Genomic DNA, 18,436 nt, shown 5'->3' with positions numbered 1-18,436 from the left:
GTCGGGGCCGTCGGCGCCGGTGGCCGTACCGGTGGCGGCAGTGGCGTGGCCGGGGACGTCGGCGGCGGCCGGAGTACCGGGGGTGTCGGGGCGGGCCGGAGTACCGGGGGCGTCGGGGCGGGCCGGAGTACCGGGGGCGTCGGCGTCGGCCGGCGTACCGGCGTCGAGGGCGGGTTCGGCATGGTCGGGGGTCGCAGTCACGGCGGGACCCTAGTTCGTGCGCCACCCCGTCTGCCAGCGGATTTCCCCGTCCGCGCGTCCGCCCGTCGGTCAGCGGGCGGCTGCCCAGCGGCGGGCGGCGGCGATCCGGCGGGTGGCACTCGGGTGGGTGGCGAAGAGGAGTTCGAGGGCGCGGGGCGGGTCCACGTCGGAGATGTTGGCCACGGCCAGGCGGCGCTGCATGGCGATGAAGCTCACCGGGTCGGCCGTCAGGTCGAGCGCGTGGGTGTCGGCGCGGGCCTCGATCCGCCGGCTCGCCGTGCACTGGGCGGGGCCGGAGAACGCGGAGAGCAGCGCGGCGCAGGCCGCCAACAGCGGCAGCGAACGCGGGTCGGCGGCGGAGTCGGCCCCGGCCGCGGAGAGCAGGGCGGGCCAGGTCAGCAGCAGTCCGAGCAGGGCGACGGCGAGGGCCGCGCCCAGCGCGCCGAGAGTGGTGCCGATCAGCACGTCCCGGTGCTTGACGTGCCCCAACTCGTGGGCGACCACCAGCTCGACCTCGCGCGGCTCGGCGGTGCTCAGCAGGGTGTCGTAGGCGACGATCCGGCGGGTGGCGCCGAAGCCGGAGACGTACGCGTTGAGCGCGGTGGTGCGGCGGGACGCGTCGGCGACCAGCACGTCCCGCACCGCGATGCCGTCGCGCTCGGCCAGCGCGAGCAGCGCGGTGCGCAGCGGCCCGGGCGGCATCGGGGCGAACCGGTTGAAGACCGGCTCGATCAGCAGCGGGTGGAGGAAGGAGAGGGCGAGCACCAGGCCGGCGGCGGCGGGCGCGGCGGCATACCACCAGCGGTGCGGCGACCACCCGCTGAGCGCGTACAGCCCCCACACGGCCGGCAGGACCAGCAGCAACCCGAGCGCCAGCCCCCGCAGTTGGTCGACGACCCAGCCGCCCCACCCCTGGGTCACCAGCCCGTACCCCGCCCGGACGGCCCGTACCCGGGCCCCGAACGGCACCTGCAACACCTGCCCGATCACCAACAACGCCCCGGCCCCGCCCAGCACTTCGGCCGCCCAGGACCCACCGAACCACCCACCGACGCCCGTCACCAGCCCCGCCCCGGCCGGGGTGAACCCGAGCGCCACCGTCAACACCAGCCCGGCGATCCGCCCACCGAGTACCCAGGGCAGCTGGGCCCGGCGCAACGCCCGACCGCGGGCGACCTCCGCCGGGGTGAAGTCCGCCGGGGTGAAGTCCGCCGGGGTGAAGTCCGCAGCATCCACCGGCGGACCGTCCGGTCCGGCGTCCGGCGGACCGGACGGTGTGGTGCCCGGCGGACCGTCCGGTGTGGTGCCCGTGGCGGGAACTGCCGGGTCGGTGCGGTCAGGCAAGTCCATGCGGTCAGGTTAGACCGCGCCCCGGCTCAGAACAGCCGGCCGGCGCTCGGGTGGTCCTGGGCGGCGTCCACGCAGATGTTGGCGCCGTTGATGCCGCTCGCGCGCTCGGAGAGCAGGAAGCAGGCGGTGTCGGCGACCTCGCGCAGCTCGACCAGCCGGCCGCGCGGCGAGTCCTCCCGGACGAAGGCCTCGAAGCGCTCGGGGAAGAGCCGCTCGAACTCGGCCCAGCCACCCCCGGGGAAGTGCACCGAACCGGGGCTGAGCGCGTTCACCCGGATCCCGCGCGGGGCGAGTTCCTGGCCAAGGGTGGCGGCGAGGTGGATCTCGGCCGCCTTCGCCGAGGCGTACGAGGACTTGGGGCCCGCCTTCCAGCCCGTGATCGAGGAGATCACCACGGCCGCTCCCCCGCCCGCCCGCTCGAAGTGCGGCACAGCCACCCGGATCGCGTGCGCGGCGTGCAGCACGTTGACCGCGTAGGTCCGGGCCCAGTCCTCGGGGGTGGACTCCAGCAGGCTGCCGCCGAACGCGCCACCGGCGTTGGCCACCACCAGGTCGAGCCCGCCCAGCAGTTCCGCCGCCCGGTCGACGGCCGCCCCCAGCTGCTCCGGGTCGGTCACATCAGCGTGCACCCCGGGGAACCCGCAGGCGGCCAGCCGCTCCTCGTCCCGGCCGCAGACCCCGACCTGCGCCCCCTCGGCCGTCAACGCCCGCGCGATGGCCAGACCGATGCCGGCCGAGCCACCGGTGATGAACGCCTTCTTGCCCGTCAGTCCAAGATCCATGGGCACAAGATCGCATTCGGTCGGGGCGCGGGCAAGGGGAAATGTGAGCGGTTGTACAAGGGGTTGTGCAACCGGTTGTACAAGGGCTTGCACAAGGGCTCGTGCAACCACTCGCACAACCACTTACGCAACCGCTAACGCAACCACTTACGCAACCGGGGCGTGCGCCCCGTCCGCCTTGTCGGCGGAGCAGGGTGCACGCCCCGGTCAGGGCTTGCGGCGGATCAGACCTGGCCGGCCTTCTCCAGGGCGGTGCAGCAGGTGTTGACCAGGAGGCGGGTCACCACGTACGGGTCGACGTTCGCGTTCGGGCGACGGTCCTCGATGTAGCCCTTCTGGTCCACCTCGACCTGCCACGGGATGCGGACCGAGGCGCCACGGTCGGACACGCCGTAGGAGTAGACGTTCCACGGGGCGGTCTCGTGCTTGCCGGTCAGGCGGGACTGGATGTCGTCACCGTACTGGTTGACGTGCTCCAGGACGATCTCCTGCGAGGCGCCGAGCGACTCGCAGGCGGTGATGATGGCGTCGTAGCCCTCACGCATGGCCTTGGTGGAGAAGTTGGTGTGCGCACCGGCACCGTTCCAGTCGCCACGCGCCGGCTTGGCGTCGAGGGTGGCGTCGATGCCGAACTCCTCGGCGGTGCGGTAGAGCAGGTAACGGGCGACCCACATGTCGTCAGAGACGGTCAGCGCGTCGACCGGGCCGATCTGGAACTCCCACTGGCCGGGCATGACCTCGGCGTTGATGCCGCAGATGGCGATGCCGGCGTCGATGCAGCGGTCCAGGTGCAGCTCGACGATCTCGCGGCCGAAGACCTCCTCGGCGCCGACGCCGCAGTAGTAGCCACCCTGCGGGGCCGGGAAGCCGCCCTCGGGGAAGCCGAGCGGGCGGGAGCCCTTGAAGAAGGTGTACTCCTGCTCGATGCCGAAGATCGACTCCTGAGCGGCGAAGCGCTCGGCGACCGGGCGCAGCAGGGCGCGGGTGTTGGACGGGTGCGCGGAGCCGTCGATCTCCATGACCTCGCAGAGGACGAGGATGTGCTCGCCGCCGCGGATCGGGTCCGGGTAGGTCTTCACCGGCTGGAGCACGCGGTCCGAGGCGTGGCCCTCGGCCTGGTTGGTGGAGGAGCCGTCGAAGCCCCAGGTGGGGATCTTGTCGGCATTGGCCAGGACCCGAGTCTTGGAACGCAGCTTGGCGGTCGGCTGGGTGCCGTCGATCCAGATGTACTCGGCCTTGATTGCCACGGCTTACCTCGCAACTTGAGTGGTGGGTGCCCGCGTAGCGTCGCAAGCCGCCGTTTCCCGGTTGTTCCTCCGATGTAACGCCCATGTGAACCAACCGTCCGCAGTGGCACGCTCACTGTGCGAGAGTGCCACCGCGGACCGCTCGTGGTGCGTCAGAGCTGGATGTCAGTTGGCCGGGCCGCAGGAACCGCCGTTGGGGCCGAAGACGCAGGCCTGGAGCAGCTGGCCCGGGCCGTCGTAGATCCACGGCGACTGGGCGCCACTGCTGGTCGGGCCGTACGCCCAGCTGCCGGCGTTCACGTTCCAGACGCCGAAGGAACAGCCACCGGCGTTGGCGATCGGGTCGACGGCGATGTAGTCGTGGCCGCCCTGGAGCTGGATCTTCTCCAGGGCCACGCAGCTGCTGCCCGAGGAGATCGTCCAGGTGCCCTCGGTCGCGCTGGCCGAAGTGGCGGCGGCACCGACGAGCGCGGCGGCGGCGAAGGCCACAGCGGCGACGCGGCGCATGTTCTTCGTGAGACGCATGGCTGTTCCTCCTGTGACGAGGGGTGCCGCCGGGACGGGTCGTCGGGGCGGCGAGCCAGACTCTGACCCGCCGCCCCGAGCCCTCACAACGCGTCCGGAGCAACCCCGGACAGGCTCGGACGTGCTCGGACGATCCCGGACAGCCGCGGGCAGCCGTGGGCAGCCCGCCGGCCTGCGGCGCCCCCGCTCGACCGAGCGGCACCGGGATCAGCCGAAGGGCACCAGGACCGCGCCCCACTGTGCGTCGGTGGTGCCGGACACCCCGTAGGCCGCCGAGTCCGGCGTCACCCGGAAGGCGACGCTGAGCCGGTAGGAGGAGAGCGCGAGCACCGGCAACTCCGTCCAACCGGGGGCGAATTGGGGCGCCGAACCGGAGTTGGTCCCGACCGCCGCCAGCAGGAGTCCCCCGCCGACCCCTGCGGGCGGCACCGCCCCGACCTTGAACACCGCACCCGCTGCCGGGCCGTGGCCGGTGGCCGATGGGCCGGCCGTGATCAGACCGGCGAACTCGTCCACGGCCAGGTGGTGCTTGCTCGCGGCCGGATGGGTCACGGTGAGGGTGTCTCCGGCCGCGAGCAAGGGCACCGCGAAGCCGGCGGCGACCACCGTGCGGTGCCGGCGGTCGTCGGTGACGTCGCCGAGCAGCCGGTACCGGTCGCCCCGACTGTCGGTGACGGTGATCGGTCCGGGTGTGGTGCTGGTCAGCATGAGCGAGAGCACCAATGTGTCGCCCGGGCGCACCGTCCTGGTGACGGGCACGGTGTCGGTGGTGCTGTCGCCGATCCTCGCCTCCTCGGCGACCCGGCCGCGCCACACCGACGGCGGCGCCGCCGGGCCCGCCGCTCCGGCAGCAACCGCTCCGGCGGCGGTTGCTGCGGGCGGGCGGGGCGCCCGGGCGATGCTGAAGGCCAGGGCACAGGTCACCGCGAGCAACACCGTGAGGGGCAGGGCCACGGTGAGGGTGAGCAGGCGCGGCCGCTGCCCGACGGCGGCTGCGGGCACCGTCTGACCGATGGATTCCCCTGCAGGCGTGGGGAGTTCCGGCCGGATGGCGGGTGGTGAGCTCATCACCGGTGCGGGGAGGGGGAGTTCGGCGGTCGGTCCGGTCGAGGCGGTGGGGTCTGCGGGACTCGCGGGGCTCGGGCTCTCGGGAAGTGCCGGGAGCGCCTGGTTCGCGAGACGACAGCGGAGGGTGCGCCAGGCCGCCGCCCAGATGTCCGCCTCCTCGGGTGGGCGGCCGAGGGCGGAGACGATCGTGAGGACCCGGTCCAGTGGAGGCAGGCGGGTCCGGCGGGGGTCGAAGGTGTCGGCCAGGGTACTGCGCGGGAGGCCGGTGCGGCGGGCCAGTTCACGCAGCGAGGGTTCGCCGGAGCGAACCTTGAGCTCGCGCAACCTGCGGACGAAGCCCTGCGGGGTCGACGCCGACGCCGGGTCGGCTGACGGTTCTGCCGTTGGACCTGCCGTTGGACCTGCTGTCGGATCTGCTGTCGGATCTGCTGCCGATAATGACATGGGCACGAACGTAGCGTCCACGAACGGATCCGGCCACGGGCCTCTCCGTGGAGATTCAGGGCAGACCTGCGGGCCGGTTTCGGAGATCGGCCGAAGGGAGAAGGAACTGACGATCCATCACAGCTACTGTGCATTGCTGATGCCCGTGCATTAATCTGAGCTGACGCCCCGCTCGATGCAGGGGCCAACTCACCACCCTGCTCCAGCTCGCAACGGGGCGGGGGGCCAAGTGGGGGTGGAGAAGATGGTGCAGTCGCCTCCGAGCGTCCGGATGCCGGGTGGGCTCAAAGGCGCGCTGGTGGCGGTCTGGCTCCAAGCGGCCGTCAACCTCGTGGTCGCCATCGTCATGTTCGGCATGAACCGGTCCGACAGCGATCACGGCTACACGGACGACAGAGCACTGCTCCTCGTCGCCGCGTGGGCGACGCTGGTGGCCGCGGTGCTTCTGGCGGCCGGCGCACTGGGAACGGCGGCTCGGCGGGACTGGGCACGGCGCACCGTGATCGGGCTGGAGCTGTTGAGCATCCTGAGCGGCGTGGTCCTCACGCTGCTCGGCGGGGCTACGCAAGGGCTGCTCGGCATGGTCGTCGCGGCAGCGGTCATCGGGGGCTTCAGCTCGACGCGGGCGATCGGCTGGGTCCGGGGTCGCTGACCATCGGACGGGTCAGGGCGCCCGAACAGGTCGGCCCGGGCATTCCCACCGGGCCGAAGTCCGGAGCGATGTCCGGGCCCCGGATGTGACAGCGGTCCTGTAAGTGCTTACGGAAGTCGCCAGTCGACCGGCTGGGCGCCCTGACGGACCAGCAGCTCGTTGGCCCGGGAGAACGGGCGGGAACCGAAGAAGCCACGGTCGGCGGACATCGGGCTGGGGTGGGCCGACTCGATGCTGGGGCAGGGGCCGAGCAGCGGGCGGAGGTTGCGGGCGTCGCGGCCCCAGAGGATCGCGACCAACGGGCCGCCCCGGGTGATCAGGGCGCGGATGGCCTGCTCGGTGACCTCCTCCCAACCCTTGCCCCGGTGCGCGGCCGGCTTGCCGGGGGCGGTGGTGAGGGCACGGTTGAGCAGGAGGACGCCCTGGTTGGTCCAGGGGGTCAGGTCGCCGTTGCTCGGCGGCGGGTAGCCGAGGTCCTGGCCGTACTCCTGGAAGATGTTGATCAGGCTGCCGGGGATCGGCCGCACGTGCGGCGCCACCGAGAAGCTGAGGCCGACGGCGTGACCCGGCGTCGGGTACGGGTCCTGGCCGACGATGAGCACCCGCACGTCCTGGAACGGCTGCTGGAAGGCGCGCAGCACGTTCGGCCCGGAGGGCAAGTAGGTGCGCCCGGCCGCGAGTTCGCCGCGCAGGAAGTCCCCCATCGCGGCGACCTTCCCGGCGACGGGCTCCAGGGCGGCAGCCCAACCGGGCTCGACGATCTCATGCAGCGGACGCGGTGCCATGCCACCACCCTATCGGCCTAGCGCCACGCCCCGCGGCCGGTCTCCGAAGCAGTCGCGATCACCCGCTTCGAGGGCGCACGGACTGCTCCGAGCGCCCGGCCGCTCCGCAGGCGCACCACCGACCCCGCAGCGCGCCACCTGCCCGACCCCGCAGCCCGAGCGGCCGACCCACATGGCCGACCGCCGCACAGCTCGCCGGGCCCGCCGGGTCACCGCGCCCGCCGGGTCACCGCGCCCGCCGGGTCACCGGGCCCGCCGGCCAGGCGCTACCGGACGATCCGCCCGCGCAGCACGATCGTCTGCGGGTCGGCCAGCACTCGTACGTCCGCCCGGGGGTCCTCCGCGTAGACCACCAGGTCGGCGGCGGCGCCCTCCGTCAGGCCGTCCCGGCCGAGCCAGGCGCGGGCGCCCCAGCTGGCGGCCGACAGCGCCTCGGCAGGCGAGAGACCGGCCTTGACCAGTTCGGCCACCTCGTCCGCGACCAGGCCGTGGGCCAGCGCGCCGCCCGCGTCCGTGCCGACGTAGATCGGGATGCCCGCGTCGTGGGCTGCGCCCACGGTGTCGTAGCGCTTCTCGTGCAGCCGTCGCATGTGGGCCGACCAGGCCGGGAACTTCGCTTCGCCGCCGTCCGCGAGCGAGGGAAAAGTCGCTATGTTGACCAGCGTCGGCACGATCGCCACCCCGCGGGCGGCGAACTGCGGGATCAACTCCTCGGTCAGGCCGGTCGCGTGCTCGACGCAGTCGATGCCGGCCGCCAGCAGGTCCGGCAGGGATTCGGCGGCGAAACAGTGCGCCGTGACCCGCGCGCCCTCCTCGTGCGCCGCCGCGATCGCCTCCCGCAGGGCCTCGCCCGGCCAACAGGCCGCGAGATCGCCGCGCTCGCGGTCGATCCAGTCGCCGACCAGCTTGACCCAGCCGTCACCGCGCCGGGCCTCCTGGCGGACATAGGCGGCGAGGTCGCCGGGCTCGATCTCGTGAGCGTAGTTGCGGATGTAGCGGCGAGTGCGGGCGATGTGCCGCCCGGCCCGGATGATCTTCGGCAGGTCCTCCCGGTCGTCCACCCATCGGGTGTCCGCCGCCGAACCGGCGTCGCGGATCAGCAGGGTGCCCGCCGCGCGGTCGGTGAGCGCCTGCTTCTCGCTGGTCGCCTCGTCCACCGCGCCGTGCTCGTCCAGCCCGACGTGGCAGTGCGCGTCCACCAGACCGGGCAGCACCCAACCGGTGACCGTCCGCACGTCCGCCGGGCCGACCGGCCGCTCGAAGGTGACCCGGCCGCCGACCACCCACAGCTCGTCCCGGACGTCCTCCGGCCCGACCAGCACCCGGCCCTTGATGTGCAGCACCGCAGCATCGCTCATGGCCCGCACTCTACCGAGCCCCTGGCAGCTGCGGTGGAGCCCGGGCGGTTGCCCGATCGAGCGCCCGAGATCCGTCGGCCGGAGGCCCGTACGCGTTCGGACTCGCGCGTTCGGCCGAGCGCACGCATCCGGTCGGCCGAACGCACGGGACCGGTCGGCCGAACGCGTGGGGCCGGTCGGGGCGGCCGGATGCGGCAGACTGGCCGCCGGTGTCCGTTACGTACCGAAAGGCCCGCCCGATGAATCCCTCGCCCGACCTCCTCGACCTGCCGCCGCTCGGCGCCGGGCAGTTCGCCGCGATCGAGGACCAGGTGGCGGCGCTGCTGCGCACCGAATCCGACGTGATCATCCAGCAGGGCGAGGCGCTACTGCCGCTGGAGGCCGCGATCCGCAGCGCGGTGCACCCCGGCAGCACCGCGCTCAACATCGTGACCGGCCCGTACGGGCAGACCTTCGGCCACTGGCTGCGCGACTGCGGCGCCAAGGTGGTCGACCTGGCCGTGCCGTACCACGCGGCGGTCTCCGCCGAGCAGGTCGCCGAAGCCCTGCGCGCCCACCCCGAGACCGAGTTCGTCTCCCTGGTGCACGCCGAGGCCGCCACCGGCAACACCAACCCGGTGGCCGAGATCGGCGCGGTGGTCCGGGAGAGCGGCGCGCTGCTGATGCTGGACGCGGTGGCCTCGGTGGCCGCCGAACCGCTGCGCACCGACGAGTGGGGCGTGGACCTGTGCGTGATCGGCGGGCAGAAGGCGATGGGCGGGCCGGCCGGGGTCTCGGCCGTCGCGGTCTCGCCCCGCGCCTGGGCCAGGATCACCGCCAACCCGGCCGCGCCGCGCCGCTCCTACCTCTCGCTGCTCGACTGGAAGGAGCGTTGGACGGACGCCGGCCGCACCGTACTCCCGCACGCCCCCGCTCAGTTGGAGATGCTCGCGCTCGGCGCCTGCCTGGACCGGATCGCTGCCGAGGGCCTGCCCGCCGTGATCGCCCGCCACCGCGCGGCCGCCGCCGCGACCCGGGCCGGCGCACTGGCCCTTCCCGGCCTCTCCCCCTTCGTCCCGGACCAGCGCGCCGCCGCCCCGGTGGCCACCACGCTGCGCACCGCCGACAGCCTCCGCGCCGACGAGCTCGCCGCCCGCCTGGACCGCGCCCTGCCCGTACAGGCCGGCGGCGGCGCGCTGGCCGCCGAGATGCTCCGGGTCAACCACTACGGCTCCGCCGCCACCCTCCCCACCGTGCTCTCGGTGCTCACCGCCCTGGCCACCGCGACCGACGCCGACCCGGCCCCGGCCCTCCAAGCGGCCCAGCTGGCCTGGGAGTCGGCGCCGGCCCCCGAGCCGGTCTGACCGGCCCGAGCGCTCAGCGGGTGCGCCGGCCGGCGTGCCGGTACCGGGCGTCGCCCCCGGCCGTCCCGTGCTCCGGGGGCGCGACGTGCCGCTGGACGCGCTCCTCCGGTGCGCAGGAAGTCCCGGCCGTGCACCGCCTCCCTGTAGCAGGACAGTACGTCGTTGACCTCGTTGAGGCAGTCGACGCAGGAGCTCAGTGCCGCCGCCCAGAACCCCCAGTGACGGCGCGCGGCGAGACAGGGGTCGGCGAACTGGAGGCTCAGGAAACAGAATTGGGAGTACCCGTTGAAGATCCGGACGAAGTCGCCGTCGATCCGGTCGGAGGTGTCGGGACGGTACTGGGCCTCCAGCAGGACGCCGGTGATCGCGCCGTAGAGCTGCGTCCGGTAGACGGGAGGAAGGTCGGATCGCAGAACGGCGCGATCTCCTCGAACGCGTACCGGAGGTAGCGGGTGTCCGGCGAACCGTCCCGTGCGCCGGGCAGCATGCCCGCCCGCAGGACGGTCTCGGCCGCGGCGGCGTCATGGCTGCACACGTCGTCCAGGTTGGTCGCGAACACCCAGATCCGGTCCAGGGCCAGGGCGAGCGCCGGGTCCTCGATCGGCACCATCAGCGCCCGCATCAGGATGATGTTCTCGACGGTGACGGCCGGCACCACCACCCCGGCACTCGCGAACTCCGCGGTGAGCAGCGCCGCGTGGGTCCGCATTCGAGCCTGATCGAGCGCCGGGGCGAAGGGTGCCGTCCGCGCGATGGCCTCCTCGATCAGCCCGGAGCCCAGTACGCTCGCGAGCGCCGCCCGCGCCCGGGGGTCCGCGATCGCGTCCAGGCCTTGCCGCTTCGGGTCCACACCGGATCCTTCCGTGTGCCAACTCCTGCCCTACGACAGGTCCCCACACCCCCGCACCGGAAACGCCGTCGGGATCGGCCGACACCGGTGGATCATGATGCGCTAGCGTGAGGCGGCACCGGACGAGGGGGACGTGATGGTGCACACAGCCGTGGTCGGCGGCGGGATCGGCGGGTTGGCGGTAGGGCTCTTCCTCGGCCGACGGGGTCACCGGGTGACCATCCTGGAGCGCGAAACCCGCTGCGCCGGAGCCGATTTGGACACCGACTTCCTCCACTGGACCCGCCCGGCCAGCCCGCAGGCGGTGCAGCCGCACTCGCTGCTCGGCCCGGTCCGCACCGTGCTGAACGACCTGGCCCCCGACGTCCACGCCGAACTGCTCGCCCTCGGCGCGACCGAGCAGCACGAGCTCCACCGCTACGGACCGCCGCAGCCGGAGCCCGGCGACGAGGAGTTGGTCACCACCCGGGCCCGCCGGATCGTCCTCGAATCCGCCCTCACCCGGGCCGTGCTGGCCGAACCGACGGTGGAGCTGCGCAACGGAGTCGGCGTCACCGGCCTGCTCACCACTCGGCCGGCCAGGGCCGAGGAGCCGCCCCGGGTGACCGGGGTGCGCACGGAGCAGGGCGGGCTCCCGGCCGACCTGGTGATCGAGGCGGCGGGCCGCCGTTCGGGCCTGGCCCGCTGGCTGGCCGCCGCCGGGGCCCGGCCGCCCGTACAGGAGAGCCAGCGCACCAGCATCGCCTACTTCTGCCGCTGGTACCGCCGCCCGGCCGGGGCCACCGAGCCCGAGCCGACCACCCTGGGCGGTGCCACCGCCTACGCCAACTGCGCCGTCTTCCCTTGCGACAACGGCTACTTCGCGGTGGCGCTCTCGGTCTCCGTGGCGGACCCGACCCGGGCCCGGCTGCGCGACCCGGCGGTCTTCGACGCCGCAGCCCGGCTCTTCCCCGGCACGGCCGCCTGGCTGGAGCTGGACCACCAGCCGGTCACGCCGGTGCACATCATGGCGGGCCTGGAGAACCGTTGGACGGCCCTGGTCGACGAGCAGGGCCCGGTGGTCACCGGCCTGGTCAGCCTCGGCGACAGCGCGATCCATACCAACCCGACCCTCGGCCAGGGCATCCCGCTGGCCTTCCGCGCGGCCCACTGGCTGGCCTGCCACGCCGACCTCACCCACCCCGGGCTCCCAACGGCCTACCACCGCTGGCGAGTCGAGCACCTCCGCCCCTGGTACGAGGCCCAGGCCGCCGTCGACCGCGCGGGCCAGGACCGCCTCCAGGCCGCCGTCACCGGTGCTCCCCTCCCGCCGCTCACCGGCGACGCGCTCCTGAAGGCCGCCCTCGGCGCCTGCGGCCGGGAGGACCCAGCCGTCGGCCGGGCCCGCCTGCACATCCGCCACCTGCTCCGCACCGACACCGAGACCCTGGCAACTCCCGCCATCCGCACCCGAGTCGAGCAGTGGCTGCGCGCCAACCCCGAGTTCGCGCCCGGCCTCTCCGGCCCCGATCGCGCCACCTGGGAGACCACGGTCACCGGCAGCTGACTCCGCTACTCCCGGGCCGGTCAGGCTGTCAGTGGGCCGAACTACCGTCCCGTGCCATGGCTGACACCGAACTGACCGCCCTGCTCTCCGCCCTGAACAGCAAGCGCAAGCACGTCCTGGACATCCTGGCCGGCCTCGACGAGGAGGCGTTGCGCCGCCCGGTGCTGCCCTCCGGCTGGACCTGCCTCGGCCTGGTCCACCATCTCGCCCTGGACGACGAGAAGTTCTGGTTCCGAGCGGTCGCGGCCGGCGACCGGTCCGCGATCGAGGAGATCCTCGGCGCCGAGCAGGACGCGTGGCAGCCGGCCCCGGCCCTCAGCGCCGAGGAGGTCTTCGCCCGCTACCGTACCGAGGCCGAACTCGCCGACGCCTTCCTGTCCGGTGCCGACCTGGACGCCGCCCCGGCCTGGTGGCCCGACTTCTTCGGCAGCTGGCGCTACGAGACCCTCCGCGAGGTCCTCCTCCACGTCCTCACCGAGACCGCCACCCACGCCGGCCACCTGGACGCCGTCCGCGAACTCATCGACGGCAGGCAGCGGTTGGTTCTCGACTGAGCCCGGCGCCCGCCGCCCGGCACCAGGGCGGTGCTGATACAAAGGAGCATGGAGAACGAGATCATGCCCCCGGTCGAACGAATGCTCGCGGAACGCGCCTGCGAGCGCGTCATCGTGGAGTTCATCCACCGCCTCGACCTCGGCGAACCGGGCTCGGTGGCCGAGCTGTTCACCCCGGACGGCTTCTGGTACTGGCCGCACGGGGACCGGCGCGTCGAGGGGCGCGAGGCCCTGCGCCGTTACTTCGCCTCCCGTCCGGCGGACCGGCTGTCGCGGCGCCTGATGACGAACATCCTGGTCACGGTGGAATCCGAGACCACCGCGCGGGCCGTCTCGTACCTGACCACGTACCGGGTGGACGGCTACGCGGGCGGCATGATCGAGCCCCGGCTCCCCGCCAACGTCGGCCACTACGAGGACATCTTCCGCAGAACGGAGGGCAGTTGGCTGCTCGCCGGCCGCACCGTCTTCCTCCCCTTCGGCGCCGACACCGAGCGGCTCCCGGACCCGGTGGCCCCGGACGCCTCCTGACGAACCCTCGCGACGTCACCCCGCCGGGGAAACGCGTAGGTGAGAAACCCGGCGACGGCGGGAGCCCTCGCCGGGATACTGGTCGCCCATGGATGAGGTCGAAGTCATCGTCGCCCACTCCGAACGCGCCACCCTGCGCGTCGGCGAGGTGTTCCTGAAGGTGGACCCCGATCGGGCCCGCATCGACGCCGAGGTCGAGGCGATCTCCCTCGCGCCGGTCCCGACCCCGAAGGTGCTCTGGCGCCGACCACCCGTACTCGCGATCACCGCGATCCCGGGGACCACCCTCGGCAGCCTCGGTGGTCCGTCCACCGGCTCGCCGGCGGCCTGGGCCGCGGCGGGCGCCGCCATCCGCACCCTGCACGAGGCCCCGCTGCCGCCACGGCTCGGCCGAGCCGGCCGGAGCACCGCCGCCCTGGCCGCCGAACTCGACCAGGAGTGCGGCCTGTTGGTGGCGAACGGCATCCTGCCCGCCGACCTGGTCGCCCGCAACCGCCGGGTCGCCGAGGCCGCCTTCCGCCCCTGGGCGCCGGCCTTCACCCACGGCGACCTCCAGATCGCCCACGTCTTCCTCGAGAACGACGAGGTCACGGGCATCATCGACTGGTCCGAGGCCGGCCGGGGAGACGCCCTCCACGATCTCGCCACCTTCACCCTCGGCCACGAGGACCGTCTCGACGACCTCCTCGCCGGCTACGGCACCGACGTCGACCTCGACGTCATCCACGCCTGGTGGTCCCTGCGCAGCCTGCTGGTGGTCCGCTGGCTGACCGAGCACGGCTTCGACCCCTTCGCCCCGGGCTGCGAGGTCGACGTGCTCCGCTCCCGGATGTGAGCCCGCCCGGGCCCGATCTTCGGGGCGTGCCCACCTTGCCCGGGCGGTGGCGTTCAGGCGGTCCGCAGGGCCTCGAACCCGAGCAGCAGGGCGTCCAGCGCGAAGGCGAACCGTTCGCCGTCGTCCACCCCGACGCCCTCGCGGGCCGCGCGGATCAGCAGGGGGTACCGGTCCGCGGCGAGGGTGGCCAGCCAGTCGGCGCCACCCGCCTCGTCCGGGGCCACCACGATCCGGGCCTCGGCCGTGGCATGGCCGATCACGAACACGGCAAGCGAGTTGAGCACATGGAGCGCCCGATCGAGTGAGAAGCCGCTCGCCGTCAGCAGCCGCAGGCCGGCCTCCACCTCGTCCAGGGTGGCCGGGGTGACGGCCGGGCGGGAGGCGGCCAGCGGGAGGAGGGCCGCATGGCGTAGCAGCCCGGCCCGCAGGGCGGTGGCGTACGCGTGCAGGGCCGTGCGCCAGTCTGCCGAGCCGTCCATCGCCGGGGAGGCCGTCGTGAAGACCTGCTCCACCAGGCCGTCCAGGAGGGCGTCCTTGTTCGGCACGTAGTGGTACAGGGTCATCGCCTCGACCCCGAGCTCCTCGCCGAGCGAGCGCATGGTCAGCGCCTTCAGCCCGCTCCGGTCGACCAGCTCGAGCGCCGCGTCGAGGACCTGCTGCCTGCTCAGCCCCGCCCGCTCGCCCCGCCCGCGCCGGGCCGGCTGCCGTGCCGCCATGCTCCACTCCCTCTCGCCCCGCGCTCGACCGCGTTCCCGCGCGTCCCCACCGGACCTTGACTTTCTTACACGATAAGAGAAGACTCATCGCCAGCGAAACTTACTGTGTAAGAAAAACACCGACACGGGGGAACCACAGATGTCCGTCACCGCACTCGCCACCGCGCCCATCACCACCCTCGACACCACCACCCTCGACACCAACAAGAACGTCATCCGCGAGTTCGTCGCCGCCCTCAACGACCGCTCGGGCGAGCGCTGGGTGCCGCTGCTCTCCCCCGGGGTGATCGACCACAACAAGGTCATCTTCGGCGAGGAGGACGCACCCGGCGCCGCCATCGAAGGCTTCCGGCTCCAGCTCGCCGCGTTCAGCACGGAAGGCGAGGAAGACGGCTTCCACATCCAGCAGTTGATCGCCGAGGGCGAGGAGGTCGTGGCCCGGCTGCGAGTCACCGGGGTGCACACCGGTGCCCACGCCCGGATGCCGCAGCCGACCGGCCGCCGCTGCGACGTGGAGCAGATCTGGATCTTCACCGTCCGGGACGGCCGGATCGCCGAGATCCGCGCCGTGAGCGACCGCCTCGGCATGTTCATCCAGCTCGGCTGGGACTGGCCGACCATGGACTGACCCGTACTGAGCAAGCACAGCGGGGGAGTTGGGCCAATGAACGCTCGGCCCACCCACAGCACCCCGGACGCTCAGGCTCCGGCCGAGGACTCCCGACGGACGAAGGCGGCCGACCCGCGCAGCTCCGGCCCGGTGGCAGCCACGGCCGCCACCGCCGCCAGGCAGAGCAACCCGCCGCTCACCAGCGCCGTCGCAGCCGAGGACGCGCCGGCGACCACGCCCGCCCGCAGGTTGCCGAGGTCGGGACCGGCCTGGCCGACGATCTGTTCGACGGCGGCCATCCGGCCGAGGTACTCGGGCGGCGTGTTGGCCTGCACGACGGTGCCCCGGGACACCACGGCGACCGTGTCGGCCGCCCCCGCCAGCACCAGACAGGCCAATGCGACAGGCGAGTTGGCGGCCAGGCCGAACAGCAGCAAGGACACGCCCCAGGTCGCCGAACCCAGCAGCATCACCCGCCCGGGGCGCGGCAGCCGGGTGAACGCCCCGGAGCAGAGCGAGGCCGCCACCCCGCCGACGGCCAGCGCGGTGAGGAACAGCCCGAGCGTGCGCGGACTCCCGCCGAAACGTTCGGAGTTGACCACCGGGAAGAGGCTCACCGGCATCGAGAGCACGGTGGTCGCCAGATCGGTCAGCAGTGCGCCCCGGACCAGTGGCATCCGAGCCAGGAAGGCCACCCCGTCCCGCAGCCCGGCCTGCCCGGGACGCGCCGGACGCCCCCCCGAGCTCAACTGCGGTAGCCGGTAGGCCCCGTGGAGGGCGGCGAGGAAGCTGATCGCGTCGAGCAGATACCCGACCCCGACGCCCCAACGACCCACCACCAGACCGCCGAGCGCAGGACCAAACAGCATCGCCCCCTGGAACGCGACCCGCTGCAGGGCCAGCCCCGCCGCGAGCTGCCGGGCGGGCAGCAGCAACGGTACGAAGGCCCGCGCCGCCGGGCCGCTCAGCGCCGCGCAGCAGGACTGGGCGGCGAGCAGCCCGAGCACCCCGGCCGGCGGCAGCGGCGCGACCAGGCCCTGCCAGGCGAGCAACCCCGCGCAGAGGGCCTGTCCACCCGTCCCGTACAGATAGCAGCGCCGCCGGTCCACCCGGTCGACCAACGCCCCGGCGAACAACCCGAGCAGCACCAGCGGCAGGGCCTGGGCCAGCCCGACGGCGCCGGCCCACACGGTGCTGCCGGTGGCCTGCCAGATCTGGAACAGCACCGCGACGAAGGAGAGCTGGCTCCCCAGCGCCGACAGGCTCCGACCGAACCAGAGCCGCCGGAACGGCGGGCAGCCGCGCAGCGGTTCGACGTCGATCAGCACCCTGCGCAACTGCACTTCCCCATCCCGCGACCAGCCCTGCGACCGGCCCCCGACCAGACCCCCGTAGCCGGCTCGGCAACCGGCTCCGCAATCGGCTCATCCCTCCCCGGCCTCCATCAGCTTGGCCACGATCCGCTCGTGGAAGCCGCGCCGCTCCAGGGCCTGCTCGATGTCGACGACGACCTTGGAGAGCGGGTACGGGAGCTCGGCCTCCAGCTCGGCGAGGGCGGCCTCGGTGGCCCGCCACTCGGCGGCCAGCTGGTCGACCACGCTGCGGGCGCGATCGGTGAGGCCGACGGTACGGGTGCGGGCGTCCACCCCCTCGGCGACCTCGACCCAGCCGGCCGCCCGCATCGCGGCGACCTTCTGACTGAGGGCGGAGTGGGTGCGTCGGACCGACTCGGCCAGGTCCTTGATGGTCATCGGGCCCTCGGCGTGGAGCCTGAGCAGCTCCATCACCCAGCTCGGCTTGAGGCCCTCGATCTGCCGGTCGGCGTAGATCCGGCCGATGTCGGAGTCCATCCTCGCCTGGAGAAGGCGTAGCGGTCGCCAGAGGCTCTCGCGGGTGGGATCGGTGGTCGTCATGCCCGGAACTCTAACAGCACTTGTATAAGTACTGTTATATCCCCGCCGGGCGCCAACCCCAGGCACACAGCCAAAGCCGTCCCCCTACGCCGGCATCGCCGGGTGCCGCCCCACCACCAACACGCCCGCCACGATCGCCAGCAACCCCGCCGACTCCCAGGCAAGCGCTCCGGGCGTGACCCGCAGCCGGTCACCGAGCACCCCGACCGCGCAGACGATCCCCGCGATCGGCTGCGCGGCGGTCAGTGCGGGCAGCGACATCTTGAGCGGCGCGGCCTCGAAGGCGCTCTGTACCAACAGCAGCCCCACCACCCCGATCCCGACCACCCCGTACAGCTGCCAGCCGGTCAACGCGTGGGAGATCCCGCCGTGGTCGAAGCGTTCGGCCGTGATCCGGGTGAGCGCGTCCTGGAGTCCGTAGAGCAGCCCGGCGGCCAGCGCGAGCAGGGTGGCCTCCTCGAACAGGGGCAGCCGGCGGGCCGCCGAGACCAGCAGCAGCGCGGCGGCGGCGATCGCACCGAAGACCAGCCAGTAGCGCAGCGCCCCGGCCTGCTCGCCGCCGGCCCGGGGCTGCCCGGCCACGATGAAGGCCGTCACCCCGAGCCCGAGCACCACCACCCCGAGCCAGCCGGAGCGGCCGAGGGACTGTCGGGTGATCACCCGGGAGAGGGCCATCGCGAAGAGCAGGTTGGTGGCCAGCAGCGGTTCGACCAGCGAGACCTCGCCGTTGGCCAGCGCGAGCGCACCGAGCACCAGCCCGCCGGTGGTGAAGAGCGTGCCGAACAGCCACTCGGGCATCCGCACCAGGTCGAGCAGCAGTCGCCAGTGCAGCAGGTCGGAGCGCGGCGCACGCTGGGCCGCCTGCTGTTGGAGCACGAAGCCCAGCCCGAGGCAGCAGGCCGACCCGATCGCGAGCAGGAACACCGCCACGAAGGACCACCCGACTCGAAGGACCGGTCGCGAGACCGGCCGACCCTGCGGAATCCCCTTCCTGTCAGCCTACGCCGGGCCCCGGTCGCCGCCTGTTCACCCGCCGGCCAACCAGCCGATCGATGCTGCTCACCACCGGCCGGAAAAGTCACCCGTCTGAACAAGCTGGCTGTACAACTTGGACGCCTACTGAGCT

19 protein-coding genes are annotated in these 18,436 nt (G+C 73.1%); 7 read left to right on the top strand and 12 right to left on the bottom strand.

All coding sequences use genetic code 11. The annotated features are described in order from the left end of the window. Positions 1-270 precede the first annotated feature (270 nt). From CFP65_RS27980 to CFP65_RS27960, 5 genes are all read right to left on the bottom strand, one after another. The gene (locus tag CFP65_RS27980) at positions 271-1,551 is read right to left on the bottom strand and encodes a M48 family metalloprotease (protein ID WP_104818783.1); all 1,281 of its coding nucleotides are present in this window, start codon (positions 1,549-1,551) and stop codon (positions 271-273) included. 26 nt (positions 1,552-1,577) lie between these two features. Next, a complete protein-coding gene (locus CFP65_RS27975) occupies positions 1,578-2,333 on the bottom strand; it encodes an SDR family NAD(P)-dependent oxidoreductase (protein WP_104818782.1) in 756 nt (251 codons plus the stop codon). Positions 2,334-2,557: 224 nt separating this feature from the next. Further along, positions 2,558-3,580, bottom strand: coding sequence for a glutamine synthetase (glnII, locus tag CFP65_RS27970; protein ID WP_104818781.1), 1,023 nt, complete (start codon positions 3,578-3,580; stop codon positions 2,558-2,560). 165 nt (positions 3,581-3,745) lie between these two features. Continuing rightward, on the bottom strand, positions 3,746-4,105 hold the full coding sequence (locus tag CFP65_RS27965) for a hypothetical protein (protein WP_104818780.1): 360 nt from the start codon (positions 4,103-4,105) through the stop codon (positions 3,746-3,748). 207 nt (positions 4,106-4,312) lie between these two features. After that, positions 4,313-5,497: a helix-turn-helix transcriptional regulator gene (locus tag CFP65_RS27960; protein ID WP_104818779.1), complete on the bottom strand. Its 1,185-nt coding sequence runs from the start codon at positions 5,495-5,497 to the stop codon at positions 4,313-4,315. 355 nt (positions 5,498-5,852) lie between these two features. On the opposite strand from CFP65_RS27960, the gene CFP65_RS27955 reads away from it, so the two are divergent. Continuing rightward, the gene (locus CFP65_RS27955; protein WP_158702381.1) at positions 5,853-6,269 is read left to right on the top strand and encodes a hypothetical protein; all 417 of its coding nucleotides are present in this window, start codon (positions 5,853-5,855) and stop codon (positions 6,267-6,269) included. Between the two features lie 107 nt (positions 6,270-6,376). Here CFP65_RS27955 and CFP65_RS27950 read toward each other — a convergent pair whose 3' ends face one another. Together CFP65_RS27950 and CFP65_RS27945 are read right to left on the bottom strand one after the other, a co-directional pair. Then, positions 6,377-7,054: a uracil-DNA glycosylase gene (locus CFP65_RS27950; protein WP_104818777.1), complete on the bottom strand. Its 678-nt coding sequence runs from the start codon at positions 7,052-7,054 to the stop codon at positions 6,377-6,379. Positions 7,055-7,320: 266 nt separating this feature from the next. Continuing rightward, entirely contained in the window at positions 7,321-8,412 is a 1,092-nt protein-coding gene (locus tag CFP65_RS27945) for an amidohydrolase family protein (RefSeq protein ID WP_104818776.1), read from the bottom strand. 239 nt (positions 8,413-8,651) lie between these two features. On the opposite strand from CFP65_RS27945, the gene CFP65_RS27940 reads away from it, so the two are divergent. After that, complete coding sequence (locus CFP65_RS27940; protein WP_104818775.1) at positions 8,652-9,755, top strand: alanine--glyoxylate aminotransferase family protein; 1,104 nt, start codon at positions 8,652-8,654, stop codon at positions 9,753-9,755. 259 nt (positions 9,756-10,014) lie between these two features. Here the strand turns inward: CFP65_RS27940 and CFP65_RS27935 are convergent, their stop codons facing one another. Further along, a complete protein-coding gene (locus tag CFP65_RS27935) occupies positions 10,015-10,605 on the bottom strand; it encodes a hypothetical protein (protein WP_104818774.1) in 591 nt (196 codons plus the stop codon). Between the two features lie 136 nt (positions 10,606-10,741). On the opposite strand from CFP65_RS27935, the gene CFP65_RS27930 reads away from it, so the two are divergent. The 4 genes from CFP65_RS27930 to CFP65_RS27915 all read left to right on the top strand — a co-directional run bounded on the left by CFP65_RS27930 (position 10,742) and on the right by CFP65_RS27915 (position 14,071). After that, positions 10,742-12,151, top strand: coding sequence for an NAD(P)/FAD-dependent oxidoreductase (locus CFP65_RS27930; RefSeq protein ID WP_104818773.1), 1,410 nt, complete (start codon positions 10,742-10,744; stop codon positions 12,149-12,151). A 56-nt stretch (positions 12,152-12,207) separates the two neighbouring features. Further along, a complete protein-coding gene (locus CFP65_RS27925) occupies positions 12,208-12,705 on the top strand; it encodes a DUF664 domain-containing protein (protein ID WP_104818772.1) in 498 nt (165 codons plus the stop codon). Between the two features lie 48 nt (positions 12,706-12,753). Continuing rightward, on the top strand, positions 12,754-13,236 hold the full coding sequence (locus CFP65_RS27920) for a nuclear transport factor 2 family protein (protein WP_104818771.1): 483 nt from the start codon (positions 12,754-12,756) through the stop codon (positions 13,234-13,236). 88 nt (positions 13,237-13,324) lie between these two features. After that, a complete protein-coding gene (locus CFP65_RS27915; RefSeq protein ID WP_104818770.1) occupies positions 13,325-14,071 on the top strand; it encodes a phosphotransferase family protein in 747 nt (248 codons plus the stop codon). A 53-nt stretch (positions 14,072-14,124) separates the two neighbouring features. On the opposite strand, the gene CFP65_RS27910 is transcribed toward CFP65_RS27915, so the two are convergent. Next, a complete protein-coding gene (locus CFP65_RS27910; protein ID WP_104818769.1) occupies positions 14,125-14,787 on the bottom strand; it encodes a TetR/AcrR family transcriptional regulator C-terminal domain-containing protein in 663 nt (220 codons plus the stop codon). A 139-nt stretch (positions 14,788-14,926) separates the two neighbouring features. Here CFP65_RS27910 and CFP65_RS27905 point away from each other — a divergent pair, with 139 nt between their 5' ends. Then, positions 14,927-15,415: an ester cyclase gene (locus tag CFP65_RS27905; protein ID WP_104818768.1), complete on the top strand. Its 489-nt coding sequence runs from the start codon at positions 14,927-14,929 to the stop codon at positions 15,413-15,415. Positions 15,416-15,486: 71 nt separating this feature from the next. Here CFP65_RS27905 and CFP65_RS27900 read toward each other — a convergent pair whose 3' ends face one another. From CFP65_RS27900 to CFP65_RS27890, 3 genes are all read right to left on the bottom strand, one after another. Next, a complete protein-coding gene (locus CFP65_RS27900) occupies positions 15,487-16,740 on the bottom strand; it encodes an MFS transporter (RefSeq protein WP_104818767.1) in 1,254 nt (417 codons plus the stop codon). Between the two features lie 81 nt (positions 16,741-16,821). Beyond that, the gene (locus tag CFP65_RS27895) at positions 16,822-17,310 is read right to left on the bottom strand and encodes a MarR family winged helix-turn-helix transcriptional regulator (RefSeq protein ID WP_168219635.1); all 489 of its coding nucleotides are present in this window, start codon (positions 17,308-17,310) and stop codon (positions 16,822-16,824) included. A gap of 84 nt (positions 17,311-17,394) precedes the next feature. Further along, on the bottom strand, positions 17,395-18,240 hold the full coding sequence (locus CFP65_RS27890) for a DMT family transporter (RefSeq protein WP_104818765.1): 846 nt from the start codon (positions 18,238-18,240) through the stop codon (positions 17,395-17,397). Between the last annotated feature and the right edge of the window lie 196 nt (positions 18,241-18,436).

Source organism: Kitasatospora sp. MMS16-BH015 (assembly GCF_002943525.1).
In the GTDB taxonomy this organism is placed as follows: domain Bacteria; phylum Actinomycetota; class Actinomycetes; order Streptomycetales; family Streptomycetaceae; genus Kitasatospora.
This window is presented reverse-complemented; position numbering and strand designations above follow the sequence as displayed.